Genomic DNA, 21,180 nt, shown 5'->3' with positions numbered 1-21,180 from the left:
TTTTTTTTAATAAAAAATTTGTTCGTTTCAATATTTACGAACAAAATTTATCTGGATAAAAAACTATTTTTAACAAAAAACATTAATAATATATTACTATGGGTAAAAGAGTCGCATCATTCCATAAAGATACTCATCATCATCACAAGAAAGCAGGGGAAAACTTAGCATTTGTTTTTTTCATGAATTTAACTTTTAACATATTGGTCATAATTGGAGGTCTTGCAACAAACAGTATGGCAATACTTGCCGATTGTATCCATGACCTGTCGGATACCATTTCAATAGCTCTGGCCTGGGCATTGGAAAAGGTAGCTCAAAAAGACTCCAGTGATAAATATTCCTATGGGTATCAGAGATTTTCCATCCTCGGAGCAGTTATCATTTCCATTTTTGTAATCATTATTGCATTAATAATTATTAAAGAAGCCATTCCGAGATTATTTGCCCCCGAAGGTGTTGATGCAGGTGGAATGTTGATTGTTGCAATTGTTGGGATTATTTTCAAGTCAATTTCTGTTCATCGTCTTCATGGTGGTGAAACTTTCAACGAAAAGGCAATTTTAATTCATCAACTAGGTGATGTCTTTGAATGGATAGCAATATTGGTATTAAGCTTGGTTTTGATGTTTTGGGATGGTGCGCAATACTTGGATCCTTTCGTATCAATTGGTATTGCATTATGGCTGATATTCAACTTGGGAAGGAATTTATATAAGTCTATTGAAGTTTTGCTTCAAAAGACACCAAATTATTTTGATGTTGATGATTTCAAAACACAAATTTTGGCAATTGAGGGTGTAAATGCTATCGATGATTTTCACATATGGTCACTCGATGGAATTGACTCTGTAATGACATTGAAGGTAAATGTTGATTTTGGAAAAAATGTTGACGAAATTAAAAAAGAGATTTATAGCATTTCAAACAAATATCATGTTGTTGACATTACAATCGAGTTTGACTGAAATTTAAATGGGGAAATTATGACATTGGTTGTTATCGGACCGGTTACAAAGGATTTGGTAATCATTGGCGAGCAAAAGTATCAAAAAGTAGGTGGGGCAACCTATTATCAATCATTTGTTTTTGAAAAGTTTTATAAAGATTATTTGGCTATAGTAAACTGTTCTGATTCTGAATTGGTTAATGATTTTCCAAATTCGGATAAGGTGAAAGTAGTTTTAAAGGATGATACTCATTATTTTGAAAACAGATATCCGTTTGAAGACAATCGAGACATACGCAAGCAATCAAGTAATTTTGCAGACATTCCAATTTTAAAAAGCGACTTGGAAAATATTTTGCCTGATGAAATTGACGGCTTTGTTTTAAATCCGCTCAACAGATATGATTTTCCCTTTGAGACAATTGATTATTTGAAAAGTTTTGATGTTCCGATCTTCATTTCTATACAGGGATTTCTTAGAGTTCCTGATGTTGAAGTAAATGGAATGCATGAGTTAAAATTAACATACTTTGATAAGTTAAGTCAAATATTGGAAGGCGTTAATTCAATATTTTTGGATGAGTTTGAAAAAAGCATCATTGGCGATGGCTTTGATGTAGATGAGATGGTCATAACCAATGGAAGTCATGGGTCTAGGATTGTTTCAGATGGTGAAGTCAAAATTGATGCTGTAAAGTGTGATGATGTAGTTGACACAACAGGTTGCGGAGACACCTACATGGCAGCTTATATCTCTAAAAGGATAATAGATACCTCTATTGAAAAATCGGGGCGGTTTGCTTCAAAAGTAGCGGCCGAAAAATTGAAATGCCTTGGGCATTATTGAGCTAAAGGCAGTTAAATTTATTTATTTTTATTTTATATATTAACACAAGTTAATCAATTTATCATGATAATAACTTTTAAAGTAAGTTTCTGGATGTAATAAAATGAAAAAGGAAAATATAGTAGTAATAGAAGCGATTTCTTCAGGTGTCAATTACATTCATGATATAATGGAGATGGGATATAATCCGGTATGTGTAGAGCTGTATCATGAAGATGAGGAAGAAAGGGACCATCAAAGATTTTTGCATGATTTCAACTACTCTTTGGTTTGTGATGAGTTCCCAGATATACTTATGGCTGATGAAAGCTATGAAAAAACATTAGAAATGATAAGGGAACTTAATCCTCTATTGATAATTCCTGCATCTGATTTGGGTATTCCCTGGGCAAACAAAATGTCTTATGAGTTGGGATTGCCGGGCAATAATCCGAATCTTCTAGACAAGATGATGAGTAAAAGGTGTATGCAGGAGTCTCTTAAAAATGCAAACTTAAGATATATCAGAAGCAGACCAATTAAATCTTTTGAAGAAGCTAAGGAATTCATGTCTGAAATTGGTTCTTCTCAAGTTGTTATAAAGCCCAGCATCGGAAGGGCTTCAGTCGGCGTTTGTATTTGCAGAAATGATGATGAGATAAGGGATGCGATAAAGCTTAATGAGGAAATGTCTTCAGATGATGATGAAATTATTATTCAGGAATACATCGGCGGCAGGGAGTATGCTCTTGATTCGGTTTCATGCAACGGTGTAAACAGGATTGTTGCAGGATATCGATACGATAAAATTAAATCTGAAGGAGGAGCTCCTATATATGACCATGCATTGGCGGTTGATGAGAATGATTCTGATTTTAAAAAAATCATAGAGTATCACAAAAAGGTAATATCAGCCATAGGAATTGAATATGGAGCAGTTCATATAGAATATAAGGTTGATGATAAAGGCCCTGTCCTTATGGAAGTAAACTGCAGGGTAAACGGCCGTGTACAGTTATATTTCGTTGAAGATAAAATTTGGGGCGAACATCATGCAGGTGCGGCTCTTGAAGCATATTTGGGTTGTGATGCATTCTTTGAAAAAATAGATAAGCCCGTAATTATTGACCAGATGTATATGGGAAAGGATTTGATTGTACCTGAGGAATGTTTTGTAATCAAATCAAATTTAGATACTGTTTTTAATGATTTGGAATCTGTCATATCCACCATACCTCTTGGTGAGAATAGAATTTATCCAAAAACTGTAGATTTGTCCACAATTGGGGGCATAATTCATTTGGTAAATAAGGACAGAAACAAACTGTTGGATGATTTGAATACAATAAAAAGAATTGAAAAAGAGGAATTCGATAAAATATTGGAAATAAAAAAATAGTTTAAAGGGTTTTTAAAACCCTATTTAACTGTTGTGTGTTGATAACTTAATTCCCCATATTGAAAATGCGATTGCTATAATACATAAAACAGTACAAATAATGGCAATAATATTTAAGGAATCAACAAATAGTCCGGCATATTCTCTGGATAGAGGTAAAGTGCCCATGACAAATGCACATATGAGAGTCAAAAGACTCAAACTCATTGTCTGTCCGCAAGACCTTAATGTAATTTGTGTTGCGGATGCGTAAGGTGCATGTTCTTCAGGAACAGAACTCATAACAGCATTTGTATTTGGAACGGAGAACAATCCTGTTCCCACAGCAATCAGAGCCATTGCGATTATGACTGCATATACTGAAGTAGTCACGTCTAAAAAAATCAAGCCAATAAGCGGAACCAATATTACTCCCAATCCTATTGTGGAAAGTTTCTGTGGATGGATCTTATCTGAAAGCCTTCCGGAGTTAGGTGAAATTATTGCCAATATGATTGGTGGAACAATAAGTATAAGTCCTGTAAGTTGAGGATCCCATCCTTTTGCATACTGGAAATAATAGTTGAATATCACGTCAAACACTGCAATTGCAAAAAAGCAGAAGAATCCGGTTAGATTGTATGCGGCAAATATCTTATTTTTAAATAACTTGATTTTGAATACTGGAAGCTTTATTCTGTATTCATATATTCCGAAAATTATGAGGATTACAATACCTAATATGGCGGATATTCCTCCAGTTATTGAAAGCAAATCGGAAAATCCATATACAAATAAGATTATTCCAATTACATATAGTGAACCGCCAACAATATCCATTTTGTCATCTTTATTGGTAATCCACTCTTTTTTAACTTTTAAAAGTGTTACTGCACCACAGAATATCACTAATGGGATTATCATATAAAATACTGATCTCCATCCGAAGTTATTAATCAAATAGCCTCCAAGCAATGGTGATGTGATGCATCCGAGGTAGGAACCTACAATAACCATACCCAATGATTTTCCACGATTTTTCTTATCGATTGCCAAGACAATAATGGCTGTTTCAGCAACAAGATATAAAGCATAACCAATACCCTGTATTGCTCTGGATAATACAAACATCTCCGGAGAAATGGAAATGCAGGAAATGATTAAACCAACAAGGAATATTAAACATCCAATAACGAATACCTTTTTACATCCGTATTTACTGCAAATCTGACCTGCTGGAATAGTAGATGCAGAAATAAAGATAGATACCATTGTCAAAGCCCAATTCTGGGTTACGTTGTTCATCATATATTCATTACCTATGCTGGGCATTGCAAGTGCAGTAGCATTTAGCAGGAATAATGTGGAAAATGATGTGATAAAAGAGACCAATAAGATATATTTTTCTAGCTTTTCCATAAAAACACATTCTTTTAAATAATTTAATATTATCTATTGTCATTGTCTTTTAAATAATTATAGTTTCAATCCAGGGCAATCATGTAATGTTTAGATTGTTTGGGTAAGTTATTGTATGATTCAGGGGATTGAAAAATGGGCATTTGATTGTAAGTATGTTGTTGAGTTGGAAATGTTTATATCTTAATTTTAATATATCAAATATTGAATAAATTTTTGTTTATTGCTTGATGGGGCATTTTTATGGAAGGTTACGAAATTAAATTTGAATTTGATAGCAGTTATTTGGATAAATATCAATTGGATGCAATCTTCGATAAAATCGGAAATAGATTAAATATCCGGTTTGATGAAAATTTAAGGCCGTATTCAACGGATGATGATAAGATTTACATCATGGAAGATGTTAGCGGTGAATCTGGTGAAAACATTAGATTAATAAAGGATTCCTTTTTTGATTTTACTTTTGAAAATATTGTTGATGTTTCGTTATATAGATTTCTTGTTTTAAAAAATAACGATAAATTAACAGTTTTGGCAAATATTCACTCATCAATATTCGATTATTCCTCCATAAATGCATTTCATGATTTATTCAATGGATTTGATGAAAACCCCTTAAAAAATGCTGTCCTTCCGTATTATGATTATGTTGATAACTATTTGAACTCCTCTGATTTTGAAAAGGATTTGGCTTATTGGAATAATTGCCTGTCAGATATTGGAAATTATGTCAGATATTACAATATTGAATCAGATAGCTATGGAAAAATAAAAATTCCTCTTGAAAACGAATCGGTTTCCAACTTCTTAAATGATTATGATGTTTCTAAATTCAGGTTCATATTGGCATTGTTTTCATTATATTTGTCCAGAATTGACAGAACTGGAGGATGTCTTTTAAAAACAATCAAACCAAGCAATGAAAATCAGATTGGACCATTTGATAAAAATATATTATTAAACATCAAATATGATGGGGAAAAATCATTCACTGATTATTTAAATGATGTTGGATGTGTTTTTGACAGTTTAGAGGAACATACTAAAGTCGACATCGATTATTATATTAATGAAAATTTAACAGGCTATTACATTCATGACTTTACTGGATTTGAGGATATCCATGTTTTAAACGGAAAAAATTCTGCATTGACTTTAAACCTATTTGATGACTATATTGAACTTATTTACAATACCGATTTATTTTTGGATGTGTATATTGAGCATATGGCTGCTAATATCCAATCATTAATTGATAATATTATCTCATCACCTAATAAACTTTGCAGAGAGATAGATATTCTCTCAGATGATGAAAAGCAGTTAATATCAAAGTTTTGCAAAGGAAAAAGGAAGGAATATGACAAGGATAAGACTCTTGCCTACATGTTTCGTGAAAATGCAAAAAATAATCCTGAAAAACTTGCAATTGATGACGGTATAAACAAGATAACATATGGTGAATTGGAAAAGTCCACCAATTCAATTGCACATGATTTGCATGATAATTATGGTATTGATTTCGGTTTTCCTGTAGGCCTGATGCTTAAAAGGAATTATCATTTTCCGGAGATGGTTTTGGCTTTAAATAAAATTGGAGCTACAGTAATTCCAATCGATACACAATACCCCGCTAAACGTATTGAGCAGATGATAAATGTCTCTCAGGCAAGGCATATAATAACCACAAAAGAGATGGCACAGGATTTGGACTTGGATATAAATAAGATATGCATTGAAGATTTGAAATATGATTTGGATGTTGAAGTGGAAATAAATGGGGGTGCTGATGATTTATTTGCTATCATGTTTACCTCAGGTACAACAGGACTTCCTAAAGGTGTAATGGTTCCAAACAAGCAGCTGTGTGGAATGGCCAATGTTCATACTCATATTATTTTCTCTCAGGGGGATTGTGACACAATTGGGTGTTATTCAAGCTTTAGTTTTGTAGGAGTATATTGGATATTCTGGGCATTGTATTTTGGTAATTCTACCAGAATTTTCAATGAACAGGAAAGGGAGGACTTTTTACTGTTCATAAAGGCTCTTGAGGACTGTCCTCTTCATTTCATAATTCTTCCGGCGGTTTTAATAAAACCTATTTTGGAGAATGAAAATATACAGATAGACTATCTTATTTCTGCAGGTTCAAAAATGAATCAGCTGGCTAGCATAAAAACCAATAAGACATTATGCAACGCATACGGTTCAACAGAAATAAAAGCAACTGCTCATGTTTGTAATTTAAAAGAGGGCGACTTTTCAATTGGAAAGCCTCTTGACAATACATGGATTTATATTCTGGATGAAAACTCTATGGAGGTGCCTGTTGGTGTTGCCGGTGAAATCTGCATTTCAACAGACAATCTGAGTCTTGGTTATATCAACAATCCTGAAATGACAAGGCAAAGGTATGTCGACAATCCATATGCAGACTGTGAGGATAATAAGATATTATATCACACAGGAGATGTCGGTTATTATAATTTCGACGGTAACATTGAAATTATAGGGCGTAATGATGATCAGTTATCTGTCAGGGGTTTTAGGATAGAATCTGATGAAATACTTAGAATAATGAACGGTTATGATGCAATCTCACAGGTTTGTCTGGACGTCGACAATGAGAATCTCACAGCATACTATACAACAAATGATGATGTGGATATTGAGAATGTAAGGGAAGCACTGAAAAGTGAATTGCCAGGATATATGATTCCTTCACTTTTCGTTGAATTGGATTCGATACCATTAAATGTCAATGGAAAAATAGACAAATTTGCATTGAAAAGTATTTCTAGAGAAACTTCCAGTTCACATATTGATGATGAAATCCTTAAATCTGTTTTGGATTCATTTAAAAAGGTTTTAAATACACCTTCCGTTTTCCTGGATGATGATTTTGTATCTCTTGGGGGCAATTCATTGGTTGCAATGAAACTCCAGCTAGAAATGAAAGAAAAATTGGATGTAAGTTTATCTTCAAATCAGATTATTGAGCTTTCCACACCTTCAAATATTGGAAATTTCATCAAATTCAACTTGAATCATCATATTGCCGGTGAAGAAATAAATTACGCTTTCGATGGAGGATGCCCTTTATCTGGTTCCCAGTTAAATATATTTCTTGATGAAATGGTTAAGGATGTTGGCACTGCATATAACAATTCATTCATGATTAAATTCAAGAAAGAATATTCCTCAGATGAGTTTAAAAAGGCTATTAGTAAGTTGATTGAAGTATATCCTATCTTCAAATCCCGTGTTGTAGTTGATGAAGGGGATTTGCCTAAATGCGTTTTCGATGCTGAAATAGAAATCACTGAAGGATTTCTAAGTGATATTGATTCTTTTGTCAGGCCTTTTGAACTGGATAAATGCCTGTCCAGGTTTTTGATAGTGGAAGATGATTCGTCTAATTATTTATGCTGTGATTTCCATCATTTGATTTTTGATGGTACATCATTGAATATCTTCTTGGAGCAGCTGAATTCTATTCTGAATGGTAATGAAACCGAATTTGTCGATAATGGAATTTTAAGACAGGTTTCATTTGAAGAGACCATCAGTCAGGATTATATAAATGATGCTGAAGATTTCCTGCATGGCATGTTGGCCAGTAGAGATGAGGTTCATGATCTATTGCCCTCTTTAGATGGTGAAGAATCAATTTACACAGATACATTTGATATCGATGATGAGCATCTGACATCATTTTTAAAAAGCCATCTCATAACTCACAATCAGTTCTTCGCATCTGTTTTCGGATATGCCTTATCAAAGTTTGCATGTTCTACAAAAGTTCTATTTAACATTGTTGAAGACGGCAGAGGCCATATTGATTTATCAGATTCGGTAGGGATGTATGCTAAAAATCTCCCGGTACTGATGGACTGTGCAAATCAGGATGTAAGTTCTTTTCTTGAGTATTCTTCAAGTTTAATCAATTCACTCATGAAATATGATGGTTATCCTTTCCACCATCTTGTTAATGATTTCGATTTAAATTCAAATATAGTATTCCAATATGCTCCTGATCTTTTTTACAATGAATTCTGCGATAAATTTGACTATAAAATTGAGGGATTAACACACGATGCCTTTGGGGATATTGTATTCTACATATTCAACATTGACATCAATAAGATGGGAATTAAGATTTTCCATTCAAGCAGGTTCTCAGATGAATTCGTAAAACAGTTTGCCGATTCCTTTAAATTAATTTTAAAGGAAATGTTTAGTGTTAGAAATTTATCCGAAATCAGTTATATCAAAGAATCTGATTTGGAAATTCTGGATGATATCAATCATACGGAACATGCAATCGGATATGAGGATATTCTTGATGCTTTCAATGACAATCTCTCAAAATATCCGAACAGCAAACTGGTATCATATAACGATGTTAGCTATAGTTATGCGGAAGGAGCATATATTGCAGATAAAATAGCTAAACGGTTGGTTGAACTGGGTGTTTGTCCGCAGGATAATGTAGGATTTTTGGTTGAACGTTCACAATTATATATGTTCTGTATTCTGGCTATAATGTCTATGGGGGGAGTTTACGTTCCTCTGGATGATAATCTGCCTGATGAACGTTTGAAATTCATGGTAAAGGACACAGGTTCTGATGTGATACTAGCAAGTGATGAGACTTATGAGCGCGCTTTAAATTTATATCCGAATAATCGCATTGTAAACATATCTGACATTTCATCAGAAAGGGGAATATTAAATCATCTTGATGTTGTCGGCGGAGAGTTGGCATGTATTTTATACACAAGCGGAAGTACTGGCCTTCCTAAAGGTGTTGAAGTGACAAGAAAATCATCTCTGAATATTTCGGCGTATTATGCTGATACATATAATCTCTCTAACCATGATGTTTTTGGAATGTATGCATCCATAGGTTTTGATGCAGGGTCCCATGCGATTTTATCCACAATCTATGCTGGCGCGGCACTGTCTGTAGTTCCAAGTGACATCCGTTTAAACGTGTTTAAATTGAATGAATATTACATGAATCAGGGTGTTACCCAAACATTCATCACAACTCAGGTCGGTAAGCTCTTTATGCAAAGTATTGAAAAGACTTCCTTAAACGTTCTGGTTGTCGGCGGTGAAAAATTGGGCGAATTTGAAAGTCCCGAAAATTATGATTTAATTGATATTTATGGTCCGACTGAGGCCTTTGTTTTTGTTGCATCATGCAATAATTCCGATAAGATGGATTATTCCTCAGTAGGTAATCTGGTCTATAACACAAAGGCATATATTTTGGATGAGGAGTTAAGGCGCATACCCGTTGGGGCTATTGGCGAGTTGTATCTTGCAGGCCATCAGATATCTAGGGGTTATATCAACAATGTTGAAAAGAATATTGAATCATTTGTTGACAATCCATTTGATGGCAGTGATGATTATAATGTGATGTATCGTACTGGAGATATGGCAAAGGTACTGCGCGATGGATCATTTGCAATTATGGGGCGCCGTGACAATCAGGTAAAAATCAGAGGAAACCGTGTGGAACTCTCAGAACTTGAAGTTATCATTCGTGAAATTGATTATGTAGATGATGTTACAGTCCAAACGGTCAAAAACGGGTTTAACAATGAACTTGTCGTATATGTTGTTCCATCCCGCCCGGTCATCAATCTAAAAGAGTCTGTTCAGGATTACGTTTCATCTAAAAAACCGCAGTATATGGTACCGTCACATGTGATTAGTCTTGATAAAATTCCATTAAACATTAACGGCAAGGTAGACCGAAAAAGGCTTCCTCAAATAAACATTGAAAGCGACAGGGATTATGAAGCTCCACAATCCTATTTTGAACATGCAATAGCCAATGGATTTTCAGAAGTTTTAGGTATTTCCAGACCGATTGGCCGTAATGAAGAGTTTTCCTCATTGGGCGGGGACTCAATCAGCGTAATGATGCTGATAGTTAAATTAAGAGAGTCCAACATCAATATAAACGTTAAGGATGTTTTAGACAATCAATCTGTTAAAAGGATAGCTGAAAATGCACAGTTTAAACTGTCAATCAATAAGGTATCTCAGGATGCCTTTGAAGGTTTTGTCGATACAACTCCTATAGTTCAGCATTTCTTTGATTCAAACTTCAAAAATCCTTCTTATTTCAATCAGGCTTTGTTTTTTGAATCATCACAAAAGATTGATGAGAATATTCTTAAAAAAGCAATGTTGACTGTTTTAAACCATCATGATTTGCTGAGGGCAAAAGTTAAGGATGAAAAGCTATTCGTCAGGCCGATAAATGATGAAGAATATTTTACAATAGAAAAATGTGACTCCACGGATTACAGAAGTGAATCAATAAGGATTAATAGTGAAATAAATATTTTCGATGGGCCTCTGATTAAATTGGCAATATTTTGTGAAAATGGTGTGGACTATTTATTGATTGTCATTCATCACCTGCTTGTTGATGGCGTTTCATGGAGAATAATCGTTGAAGACTTGAATCTTGCCTATGCACAACTGCTTAACAATAAGGAGATAAAATTACCTAACAAAACCAGTTCGTATCAGGATTATGCACTGGCCATTAATAGATATCGCAGTGATGAAGAGCTATTAAAGGAAAAACCTTATTGGACAGATACGTTAGATTCCATGATGAAAATAAAGCATACAGAAATTAATTCAGATATAAGAAAGCGTGAGAAATTGCTGTTAAGATTTTCAAAGGATAAAAGTTCCCTGCTGCTGAACAATGCTCCTAAAAACTATAATTCTTCCATTAACGGAATATTTTTATCTGCTGTTTTAAAGGCATGGAATAGTGTCATGGGTGATGATAAACTTTCCGTTAGAATGGAGGGTCATGGACGTCATGATTTTGATGAGGATATTTTAATTGACAGGACAGTTGGCTGGTTTACCAATTGTTATCCGGTAGTTCTTGAATCAGGGTGCAGTGAAATTACACAGATAATTGATGATGTTTCCGAGATTTTGGACAGGATTCCACAGGATGGATTCGGTTACCCTCCTCTGATGGGTATTGAAACCAAGGAACTTCCATTATTTACCTTCAATTATCTGGGTGAAATGAATAAGCTCAAAACAGGTGAAATGTTTGTTGCTAAATATAATCCACATATGGAAGAGATTATTGCAGTTGAAAATAATTACGGTACTGATATAGCAATGAATGGATATTCACTTAGTCGTGAAACCCATTTTAATTTGGAATATGATTGCGAAAGATTTACAAGAGAGGATATGAGGGATTTTGCAAATGAATTTTTAAAGACTCTGGATGAAATTGCCACATCATGTGATGAAAATGATTATAAGGATGATATTAAGATATTTTCAAATCATCCTGATAAGAAAAATCTGTTCTTCATTCACTCTGCAAACTATGGAAGCGAGTTCTTTTATTATATTGCTGAGCAGTTAAAGGATGATTATTCATTTTCAGTAATCGAACCGTATAACATAAACCACAAGGAAAATCCACTTACAAGCATTGATGAGTTCGCATCAAAATACATAAAAATCATAAAGAGCATTCAGCCCGAAGGTCCGTATTATATAGGTGGTCTTTGCTTTGGAGGTGCAATTGCACTTGAGATAGCCCAGCAGCTTAAGCAACAAAACGAAAAGGTTGAAAAGCTGATAATATTTGATGCGCATTATATTGAAGATGAACAATTGCAGGAATTGGTCATTCAAGATCAAATATTATATGCACGTAAATATCAAAAGGAAGGAGCATTGACTCCTAAGGATGAGGATATGGAATATATGGTATTCCATGCAAATCTCTCCGTAAAGATATGGTTAAGCTATAAACTCAAGTTTTATGATGGTGAAACAATTTACTTCAGGGGAAACAGAAGACCTGAAGGCGAACTCAGTGAAACTGCAGCTAAATTGTTTGATTATGTATTTTCTAAAAAGGCAGGCGGATTTGAAGATTACTTCGATGAAGATAAATTTTCTGTTGTTGGGGTTCCTGCAGAACATAACAATATGTTTTCTACAGAAGCACTGAAAATCATAGTTCCTGAAATTAAGAAATTCACTGGGGATTGATTTTACCGATGGGGAAGTAAACTTTTTATCATTTGATGATTTTATTTTATAATATAAGAAAAATTTTAACTGGTGAAACAATGAAAAGAGTGTGGGAAAATATAATACTTCCGATTTTCAAGCATCAAAATATCAAGTCAATTGTCGAGATAGGTTCCGAGAAGGGAATAAATACAAAAAACATTTTGGAATATTGCATGGAAAATGGTGGCGAACTTACTTCAATTGACCCTGAACCTATGTTTGATGCATCTGCTCTTGAAAAGGAGTATGAAGGTCATTTTAAGATTTATAAAACATTAAGTTTAGAATCTTTGCCTCTTCTTGAGGGTTATGACTGTATTTTAGTTGATGGTGACCATAATTGGTATACGGTATACAATGAGCTTCAGTGCATTAACTCCAAATTCAATCAGGATAATTTCCCGGTGGTGTTCTTGCATGATGCTTCCTGGCCTTACGGCAGGAGAGATGCATATTACAATCCTGATGACATTCCTGAAGAATACCAGAACGAATATATTAAAGTAATATCTGATGAGGAATGCGAACAGCTGGAGGTCAATAGCTTAAAAACTCCACTATATAAAGCAAAAGAAGAAAACACTCCTAAAAATGGTGTATTGACTGCTATTGAAGATTTCATAGATGACTGTGAACTTGATTTGCAGCTTCATTATCTGCCAATATTTTATGGTATCGCAATACTTCACGCAAAAGACGATGATTTGTTTGAATATATTGAAAATATTATTCGAGACAACGACATCATGGCATATGTCGATGAGTTTTACATCAGAAGAATTCTTGATTGTGAAGATTTTATCGACGAGTTAAAAAAGGAAAATCAACAAAAGGATGCTGAAATCAGTAATCTCAAACAAAAATTGGATGAAATTTCCAGTTAAACGGTTTTGGGGATTTGATGAACTCCCTAATCAACTTTTTTTTTAAAATATTTAAATGGTGTTTTCATATCTCAAAACGATAAATGAGATTATAACTGCAATGCATAATGGTAGGGATAGTGCTAAAAAGGTATTGTTAAATAACGGATTTTTATCCACAGTCATTTATCTTAATGGTGCGAGAATTATTGGAAGATAGTATTTCCATTTTTAGAATTAAAATAGATATATTTAAGTTTCTATTTTTAAAGATTTGAAAAGGATTTAATAATTTTTTTGATATTGGCTTATTAATTTTCCAATAATCTAAATATAACCTTAAATCATAGCTTTAATTGACTTTTAGAAAACTTTATTAATTAATATTAATATACTTATATATTGTATTTTTAAATTTTTAAACACTACAAGGGTCATCATGTTGAATAAATCATCAAATATAATCGAAAAGGAATTTAAAAACTTACGTAAGGAGCTATTGGATTTAACTTTAAGAAATCAACTTCTTAATTTTAAAACAAGGGCTAAAACCATCACAATAGTAAATCAGTCTCCTACAAATCTTTTCCAAACATTGGTTCTGCAGGAAAACAAAATGTATTTTGTAGCCAATAAAAAGGATAAAAAGGAGGACAAATCATCGGTCTGGGATCACATCCCATTTGATTTTTCCAAGTTTTCAGAAGGAGACAAGAAATTAGCCACAGATTTGACCCCAAAAGAGCTTCAAAAGAGATTATATTATATCAATAATCAGGCAAAGACAATGCTTCAGGAGCAGGGTTACAATATCCTTTATTTGGCAATCGGATTTTTGGAATGGAAAGACAAAACCAAACCAAGACAAGTCAACAAGGCTCCTCTGGTGTTGATTCCAGTTTCAATGGAGAGGAAAAAGGTTGGAGAATCATTCAACCTTGAATGGACCGGAGAGGATATTCAGACTAACATTTCACTTAAGGCCAAGTTGTTGGAAGCAGGAATAGAACTTCCTAGCTTTGAATTCAAAAGGTATGGTGAAGTAATTGACCATTACATTGCTAGTGTAAGGCGTGCCGTCAGCAGGATGGATGGGTGGAAAGTCAACAGCGATGTGGCTTTAGGTTTCTTTAGCTTTACAAAATTTGTAATGTATAATGATTTGAATCCTGATGCATGGGCGGAAAATGTCGACTTGACCAAAAATGAACTGATACAGGCGATTTTCAATCCTGCCAAAAACGATCAGGAAGCATTCAGGGAAGAGGATATAGACTCACAGCTTGAGTACAGAAGCATGTATCAGGTTCTTGATGCAGATTCATCTCAAATTGCAGCTATTCAGGATGTAAAGGCAGGACGCAATTTGGTTGTGGAAGGTCCTCCTGGAACAGGTAAGTCACAGACTATCGTTAATTTGATAGCTGAGCTTTTGGCTGAAGGAAAGTCAGTTTTATTCGTATCAGAAAAGATGGCTGCACTTGATGTTGTAAAGGACAGATTGACTGCGGTAGGTTTGGGCAAGTTTGTCTTGGAGTTGCACTCACATAAAACAAGACGTAAAAAATTCCTGAAAGACCTGCAGAAGGCAACCAATGTACGTGCTCAGGAGCCATTAAACATTGATCATACCATTCGTAAATTGGAGACATTACGTCGCCAGCTTGATGATTATTCTCAAATCATTCACAGACCTGCATTTGCCGTTAAGCTATCTCCATTCCAATTGTATGGAATGAAGGAATCAGCGGATGATTACTTTTCAAGGAAAAATGCTTTGATGCCATTGGTAAGATTCCAAAATCCAGAAGATATTACATTAAAGGATTTGGATGACATGAAAGTGTCCCTTGAAAACCTGGCTGAATTATACCAGACCATTTCAAAGGAAAATCCTTGGAGCAAATGCGCTCCAAAAAGTTTGCTTCCGGCTGATTTAAGAGAAATTGAAATGCTGATCAACGATTCTTTACATGCTTTGGATAATTTCCTGGTGGAACGTGGAAGAGTCTATGACATTTATGGAATTAAAAAGCCTGATACATTAAACGAGTTTCAAAATTCACTTTCCGCCTTTGAGATAATCAAGTCTCAAAATGCCGAGCTGATAGATGGAAACATCATCAAATCAGGGGCATGGAACAACAACAATGACGATGCATTCAGATTAATTCAAGAGCTTGAAAGGTATCAGAAATATGCTGGAATTTTAACCAAATTCAATCAAAGCATTTTCCAGGCAGATATTGACAGATTGATATATGAGTTAAGAAACATTTCAAATAAAAAGTTCCGTTTCTTCAACAACAAGCAACACATTGAACTTGTTGAAAGGTATTATGCAGTACCTGTACCAGGAAGTGTTGATGAAATCATAAGAGATCTGCAGGAAGCAAAAGTCGTAATTAAGATTAGAAAGAATTTAGAGGCAAATGAGGCATTAGGCCAAAAATACTATGGCGGATATTGGCATTTAAATGCAAACCCTAATGATTTAAAAGCAATAGCTAAATGGATGCATGAATTTTCTGCACTTGTCCGTGAAGGAACATTTTCACAAAATACAATTGATTTGATGAGTAAGGACCTATTTGACATCAAGCCTGAGCGTGACCTTGCAGAGTACATTGATTCCGGAGAGGAGTTTGTTCGCGTACTCTCCAGACTTAAGGATAAATTGAATCCAAGAAGCAAATTGATCTTTAAAAGGGAAACCGGTGATGTAAGCTTTGAAGCCTGGCAGGAACAGCTATACAGCTGGAGAGGACAATTATCCAGTCTCCATTTATGGTCCCAATATTTGAATACTAAAAATGCACTCCAGAGCAGTGATGCCAAAAAATTCGTAGAAGCTATTGAAAAAAGAAACATCAAAAAAGATGATATTGAAGCATTGGTGGATGGAAACTTTGCAGATTCACTTTTAAATATATTATTTGTTGAAAATCATGAATTGGCCACATTCATAGGAGAATTGCATGAAAATAGGATTCGCGAATTTAAGGATTTGGATAAGAAAATCCTCGTCTTGAACCGTAAAAGAATTTTCCAAAAATTAAACAGCAACATTCCTAAAATATTTGGTGGAACTGAAAATCCTCAAGCTAAAATCCTTGCAGGGGAATTTACAAGAAAAAGTGGTCATATGCCAGTTAGAAAACTATTGGAAAAAGCTGGCGGAATGATAAAACAGATTAAACCTTGTTTTATGATGAGTCCATTGTCAATTGCACAATACCTGGATCCAACAAATGAGGAGCTGCAATTTGACGTTGTTATTTTCGACGAGGCAAGTCAGGTAAAACCGGAAGATGCGCTTGGTGCATTCATGAGAGGAAAAACAGCTGTTGTTATGGGGGATACCCAACAATTGCCTCCAACATCATTTTTCGACCAGATGTCAGATGCTGACAGCGATGAGGAGGAAGCGACTTCTCTGGATATGGAAAGTATTTTGCATTTATGTAAATTGTCATTCCCGGTTAAAATGCTTAAATGGCACTACAGATCACGCCATGAATCATTGATTACAGTTTCCAACAGGGAATTCTATGACGATGACCTGCTGGTTTATCCTTCACCTTCACATTCAGACCCTGAACTCGGTTTGAAATTCCATTACAATCCGAATACTGCATACGATAGGGGTTCGTCATCTGCAAACCCTCTCGAGGCACAGGATGTGGTTGAAGAGATATTCAATCACTTTGAAAAGTATGGTGATACAAAGAGTTTGGGTGTTGGAACATTTTCAGTTGCACAGAAAAATGCAATCTTGGAAGCTTTGGAAGTAAAGCGTAAACAGTACCCTCAATATGAACCGTTATTCTCAGACAACAAGGAAGAAAGGTTCTTTGTTAAAAACCTTGAAACAATTCAGGGGGATGAAAGGGATGTCATTTTAATAAGTGTAGGTTATGGTTTTGACAACGACGGAAAGATGTCACTTAACTTTGGTCCTTTAAATCAGGATGGTGGTGAAAGACGTCTAAATGTATTGATTACTCGTGCAAGAGAAAAATGTGTAGTATTTTCAAACTTTAAGGCTTATGACATGAATCTGACAGCAAATCCTCCTTATGGTGTAAAATCCCTAAAAGAATTCTTGGAGTATGCTGAGCACTTGACATTAGGAACCCAAAGTGCAAACTCTTATACAAAAGAACCGTTTGAAGATGCGATAGCTAGCTTTTTGGAGGAAAATGGTTATACTGTTGACAGGCAAATTGGTTGTGCCGGTTTTAGAGTGGATTTGGCTATTGTTGATGATGAAAACCCTGGAAAATACATTTTGGGAATCACTACTGATGGTAAGATGTATTCATCAAGTAAGGTGGCCCGTGACAGGGACCGTCTTCGCGAACAGGTATTGACAGGATTAGGCTGGAGACTCTATCACTTATGGTCTACAGATTGGTATAGAAATAGGGATTTGGGCCGTAAAAAATTGCTTGAAAATGTTGAAAAATCAATCAGAAGGGCTCGTGAAGAGGAGAAACGCAAATCTGAAGAGGCTAAAAAATTAGCAGAAAAACGCAGATTGGAAGCTGAAAAGAAAGCGGAGGAATTGCGTCTAGCTCGTGAAAGGGAAGAAGCCGAAAGGAAAGCTCAAGAGGAATCACAGGAAATAAATCAAGAAGATATTGGTCCAAGCGATTTTGTTGAAGTTGAAAAGGTTGATGATGGTGACGTTTTGGAAAAACCTATTGATGTTGGTGAAATTGACCCGTCAGAATTCTTTGATGATGAAAAAACTCCAAAGGAAACTGCTAATGAAGATAATGTTGCTGCCGGTGAATCTGAGTTTGTTGTAGTTGAGGAAACTAAAAAGGATTCTAAAGATTATTCAAAAGATGAATCAGAATTTGTTGTAGTTGAGGAAACTGAAGAGGATTCTAAAGATTATGCTAAAGATGAATCTGAGTTTGTGGTCGTTGAGGAAGAAAATAATGATTATAGTGATGTTTATGTTGAAAATGATTCTGAATTTGTAGTTGATGATTCTGCTACAAAAACTGCAAAATCTCAATCTGAGGATAATGATTCTGATATTAGTGAAGATAGTGAAAATTCGGATTATGGTGAAGTATGGGAAACTGGTGATGAGAATACTTCACAAAATGATGATGCTGAAGTATGGGAATCTGATGAAGGTGTCTCTCCAGAGGATAATGCTGAAGTATGGAAGAATGAAAAGGACTACTCCGATGAGGCTTTCGATGAAAAATCTTCCAATCCAATAAGGGATAGGATAAAATCATTCTTCAGTTCTGAGGAATCAGAAGAAAAGATGGAAAAAAATCCACTATTTGCAGGCCTTAAATTTAATAATGATCTAGGTGAAAATTCTGATTTGGAAGATGATTTAGATTATACGGATGATAAAACTTCTAAAAAGTCATCTAAAAAAGATGTTGTTGATGAGCCTGAGGTTGATTTGGGTTCTGATGATGATTATATTTATGTTGATCACAGCAATGATGATGAACGCGTTTTAAAAGATGAGGAAGAGCCAATTATTTTTGATGATAATGAGGAAGTTAAAAAATCTGTTAAGAAAGAAAAAGCTGATTTAAATGCAGATGATAAGCCTAAAGTAAGTTTTTCCGATAAAATCAGATTTACTTCAAAAAATACCATTCATGAAGAAGTTGTTGATGAGCCTGAGGTTGATTTGGGTTCTGAGGATGTTGTTGGTGAGCCTGAGGTTGATTTGGGTTCTGATGATGATTACATTTATGTTGATCACAGCAATGATGATGAGCGTGTACTGGAAGATGAGGAAGAGCCAATTATTTTTGATGTAGAGGACAAGGCTGAAAAACCTGCTGGCAAAAATAAAACTCATTTGAATGTTGATGATGAGCCTGAGGTTGATTTGGGTTCTGATGATGATTACATTTATGTTGACCACTTACAGGATGAAACCAAAGAAGACTTTGATGAGGATGTAAACAGAAAAGTTGAATTTGAGCAAAATGAAGAGTCACAAGAAATTGCTGAAAAAACCAATGCATCCCAAAAATCAAAAATGAAAGATAAAATCAATTCATTTATTTCCGATGTCATTTCAGGAGAATCCCAACTGGAACCTGAAGAAATTGAAACATTCCGCGGTGAAGTTATTGAGGAAGATGATGAGCAATTGCATAAACCGGCTCCAAAGGACGAATTTGTGGTTGAAGCCGAAATTGTTAACGGTGAAGAGGAACTCAATATATTCAACGATGAATTGCCTGATTTAAACAATGATGTCTCCTTTGATGAGTCTCAAGATGAATATGGGGATGATTTTGAAAATCTTGAAAGGCCAACTCCAAAATTCGACTATGATGATGAGGAGCTTAACATTTTCACTGATGAATCACTCAAATTCGATGAGGACATTAGAAAAGAGGCAACAAGAGTGGTTGATGATGCCGTTAGTGAATTCATGGATGATGTATTTAAAAATAATGATTTGGAAGATGAAGTTATAAAAGAAGACATTGAAATCAAGGAAGAGGAAACTGATGATATTCCTGAGCAGGAAGCTCCTGAAGAAGTTTCTGCCGATGGAGTTACATATTATAAAGGTTCCAATGATGTTACAAGCAAATTAAGAAAGAACAATTTCTACTATGATGATGAAAAGCCAAGGTCTGTTAGAGAGTCTATTAAGGGAATCAAAAAAGACATGAAATACATAAACAAGTCATTAAAAGAGATTGAAAACCCAACCCATATAGATTATGTTTCTGTAGTTGATAGGACAGAAGAATATAATCCTGATGATTATTTGAATAGGCCAAGCGATGATGACTCCCACATTATTCTTGAAAAAGAAAATGAATTGACATTTGCCGAAAGGGAAGAGAAAAGAATAGAAAAAGAATTGATGATGGACGCGCTTCAAAAAGAAATAGATGATGATGAAGGAGTAATCCTTACAGTTCATGAACAGCACAGAAGGGAAGAGTTAAAAGACCAAGCTTTAGAGGACATTATTAAAACAGCAAATGACGATTACAGGGAAATTGAAAAAGAAAGATATCAAAGCAACAATACCCTAAAGTCATTTGACGATAAAAAGCTTCCAGGCAAAGGAAAGATTGAAGATAATATAACGGATTATGTTGAGGCAGCTGACATAGGTATTTATTCCCAAGACGATTTGTATAAAAAACCGGCAAGTGAAGTGGCCAAATCCATTGTAAGCATTGTTGATGTGGAAGGCCCGATTCATGTAAAGGAAGTAATCAAAAGAGTCAAGGATAGCTGCAACATCAAAAGGGCAGGTTCCAATTTGAAGAAAGCTGTTAATTCGGCTATTGATGAAGCGGAAAATTCAGGAGACATCATTAGGATAGGAGAATTTTTATATGATGCAACAAATAACAACATCCTTATCAGAAAAAGGGATAAACCTAACATTGATTTGATTTCCGATGAGGAAATCTCCAAAAACATCGAATTAGTCCTGCTTCACAAACCGAACTTAACTCCAAAGCAGGTTGCAAAGGAAACTTCACGTAATTTCGGTTTCAAATCAACATCTAAAAAGACTTCCGATAGGATTAATAGTGTCTTGGATTTAATGATTGCAAACAACAAAGTTAAAATAACTGATGATACCGTAGAGCTTAATTAAGGGGGTTTTCAA

Annotated in this window: 8 protein-coding genes; 7 read left to right on the top strand and 1 reads right to left on the bottom strand. The window is 34.8% G+C overall.

The genetic code is table 11. The annotated features are described in order from the left end of the window. The first annotated feature begins 98 nt into the window (after positions 1–98). From IJI93_RS08030 to IJI93_RS08020, 3 genes are all read left to right on the top strand, one after another. Positions 99–968, top strand: coding sequence for a cation diffusion facilitator family transporter (locus tag IJI93_RS08030; protein ID WP_292821976.1), 870 nt, complete (start codon positions 99–101; stop codon positions 966–968). 18 nt (positions 969–986) lie between these two features. Next, positions 987–1,796, top strand: coding sequence for a PfkB family carbohydrate kinase (locus IJI93_RS08025; RefSeq protein WP_292821974.1), 810 nt, complete (start codon positions 987–989; stop codon positions 1,794–1,796). 103 nt (positions 1,797–1,899) lie between these two features. Next, positions 1,900–3,174 (top strand): ATP-grasp domain-containing protein, encoded by a 1,275-nt coding sequence (locus IJI93_RS08020; protein WP_292821972.1) that lies wholly within the window; start codon positions 1,900–1,902, stop codon positions 3,172–3,174. 24 nt (positions 3,175–3,198) lie between these two features. On the opposite strand, the gene IJI93_RS08015 is transcribed toward IJI93_RS08020, so the two are convergent. Then, a complete protein-coding gene (locus IJI93_RS08015; RefSeq protein ID WP_292821970.1) occupies positions 3,199–4,572 on the bottom strand; it encodes an MFS transporter in 1,374 nt (457 codons plus the stop codon). Between the two features lie 243 nt (positions 4,573–4,815). Between IJI93_RS08015 and IJI93_RS08010 the strand changes: the two genes are divergently transcribed. The 4 genes from IJI93_RS08010 to IJI93_RS07995 all read left to right on the top strand — a co-directional run bounded on the left by IJI93_RS08010 (position 4,816) and on the right by IJI93_RS07995 (position 21,168). Next, a complete protein-coding gene (locus tag IJI93_RS08010; RefSeq protein WP_292821968.1) occupies positions 4,816–12,651 on the top strand; it encodes a condensation domain-containing protein in 7,836 nt (2,611 codons plus the stop codon). A gap of 80 nt (positions 12,652–12,731) precedes the next feature. Then, positions 12,732–13,559, top strand: a complete 828-nt coding sequence (locus tag IJI93_RS08005; RefSeq protein ID WP_292821967.1) for a class I SAM-dependent methyltransferase — start codon at positions 12,732–12,734, stop codon at positions 13,557–13,559. A 55-nt stretch (positions 13,560–13,614) separates the two neighbouring features. Beyond that, a complete protein-coding gene (locus tag IJI93_RS08000; protein WP_292821965.1) occupies positions 13,615–13,758 on the top strand; it encodes a hypothetical protein in 144 nt (47 codons plus the stop codon). 219 nt (positions 13,759–13,977) lie between these two features. Then, positions 13,978–21,168 (top strand): DUF3320 domain-containing protein, encoded by a 7,191-nt coding sequence (locus IJI93_RS07995; protein WP_292821963.1) that lies wholly within the window; start codon positions 13,978–13,980, stop codon positions 21,166–21,168. Positions 21,169–21,180 lie beyond the last annotated feature (12 nt).

Origin of the sequence: Methanobrevibacter sp., assembly GCF_017431965.1 — an archaeon.
GTDB lineage: Archaea > Methanobacteriota > Methanobacteria > Methanobacteriales > Methanobacteriaceae > Methanocatella.
This window is presented reverse-complemented; position numbering and strand designations above follow the sequence as displayed.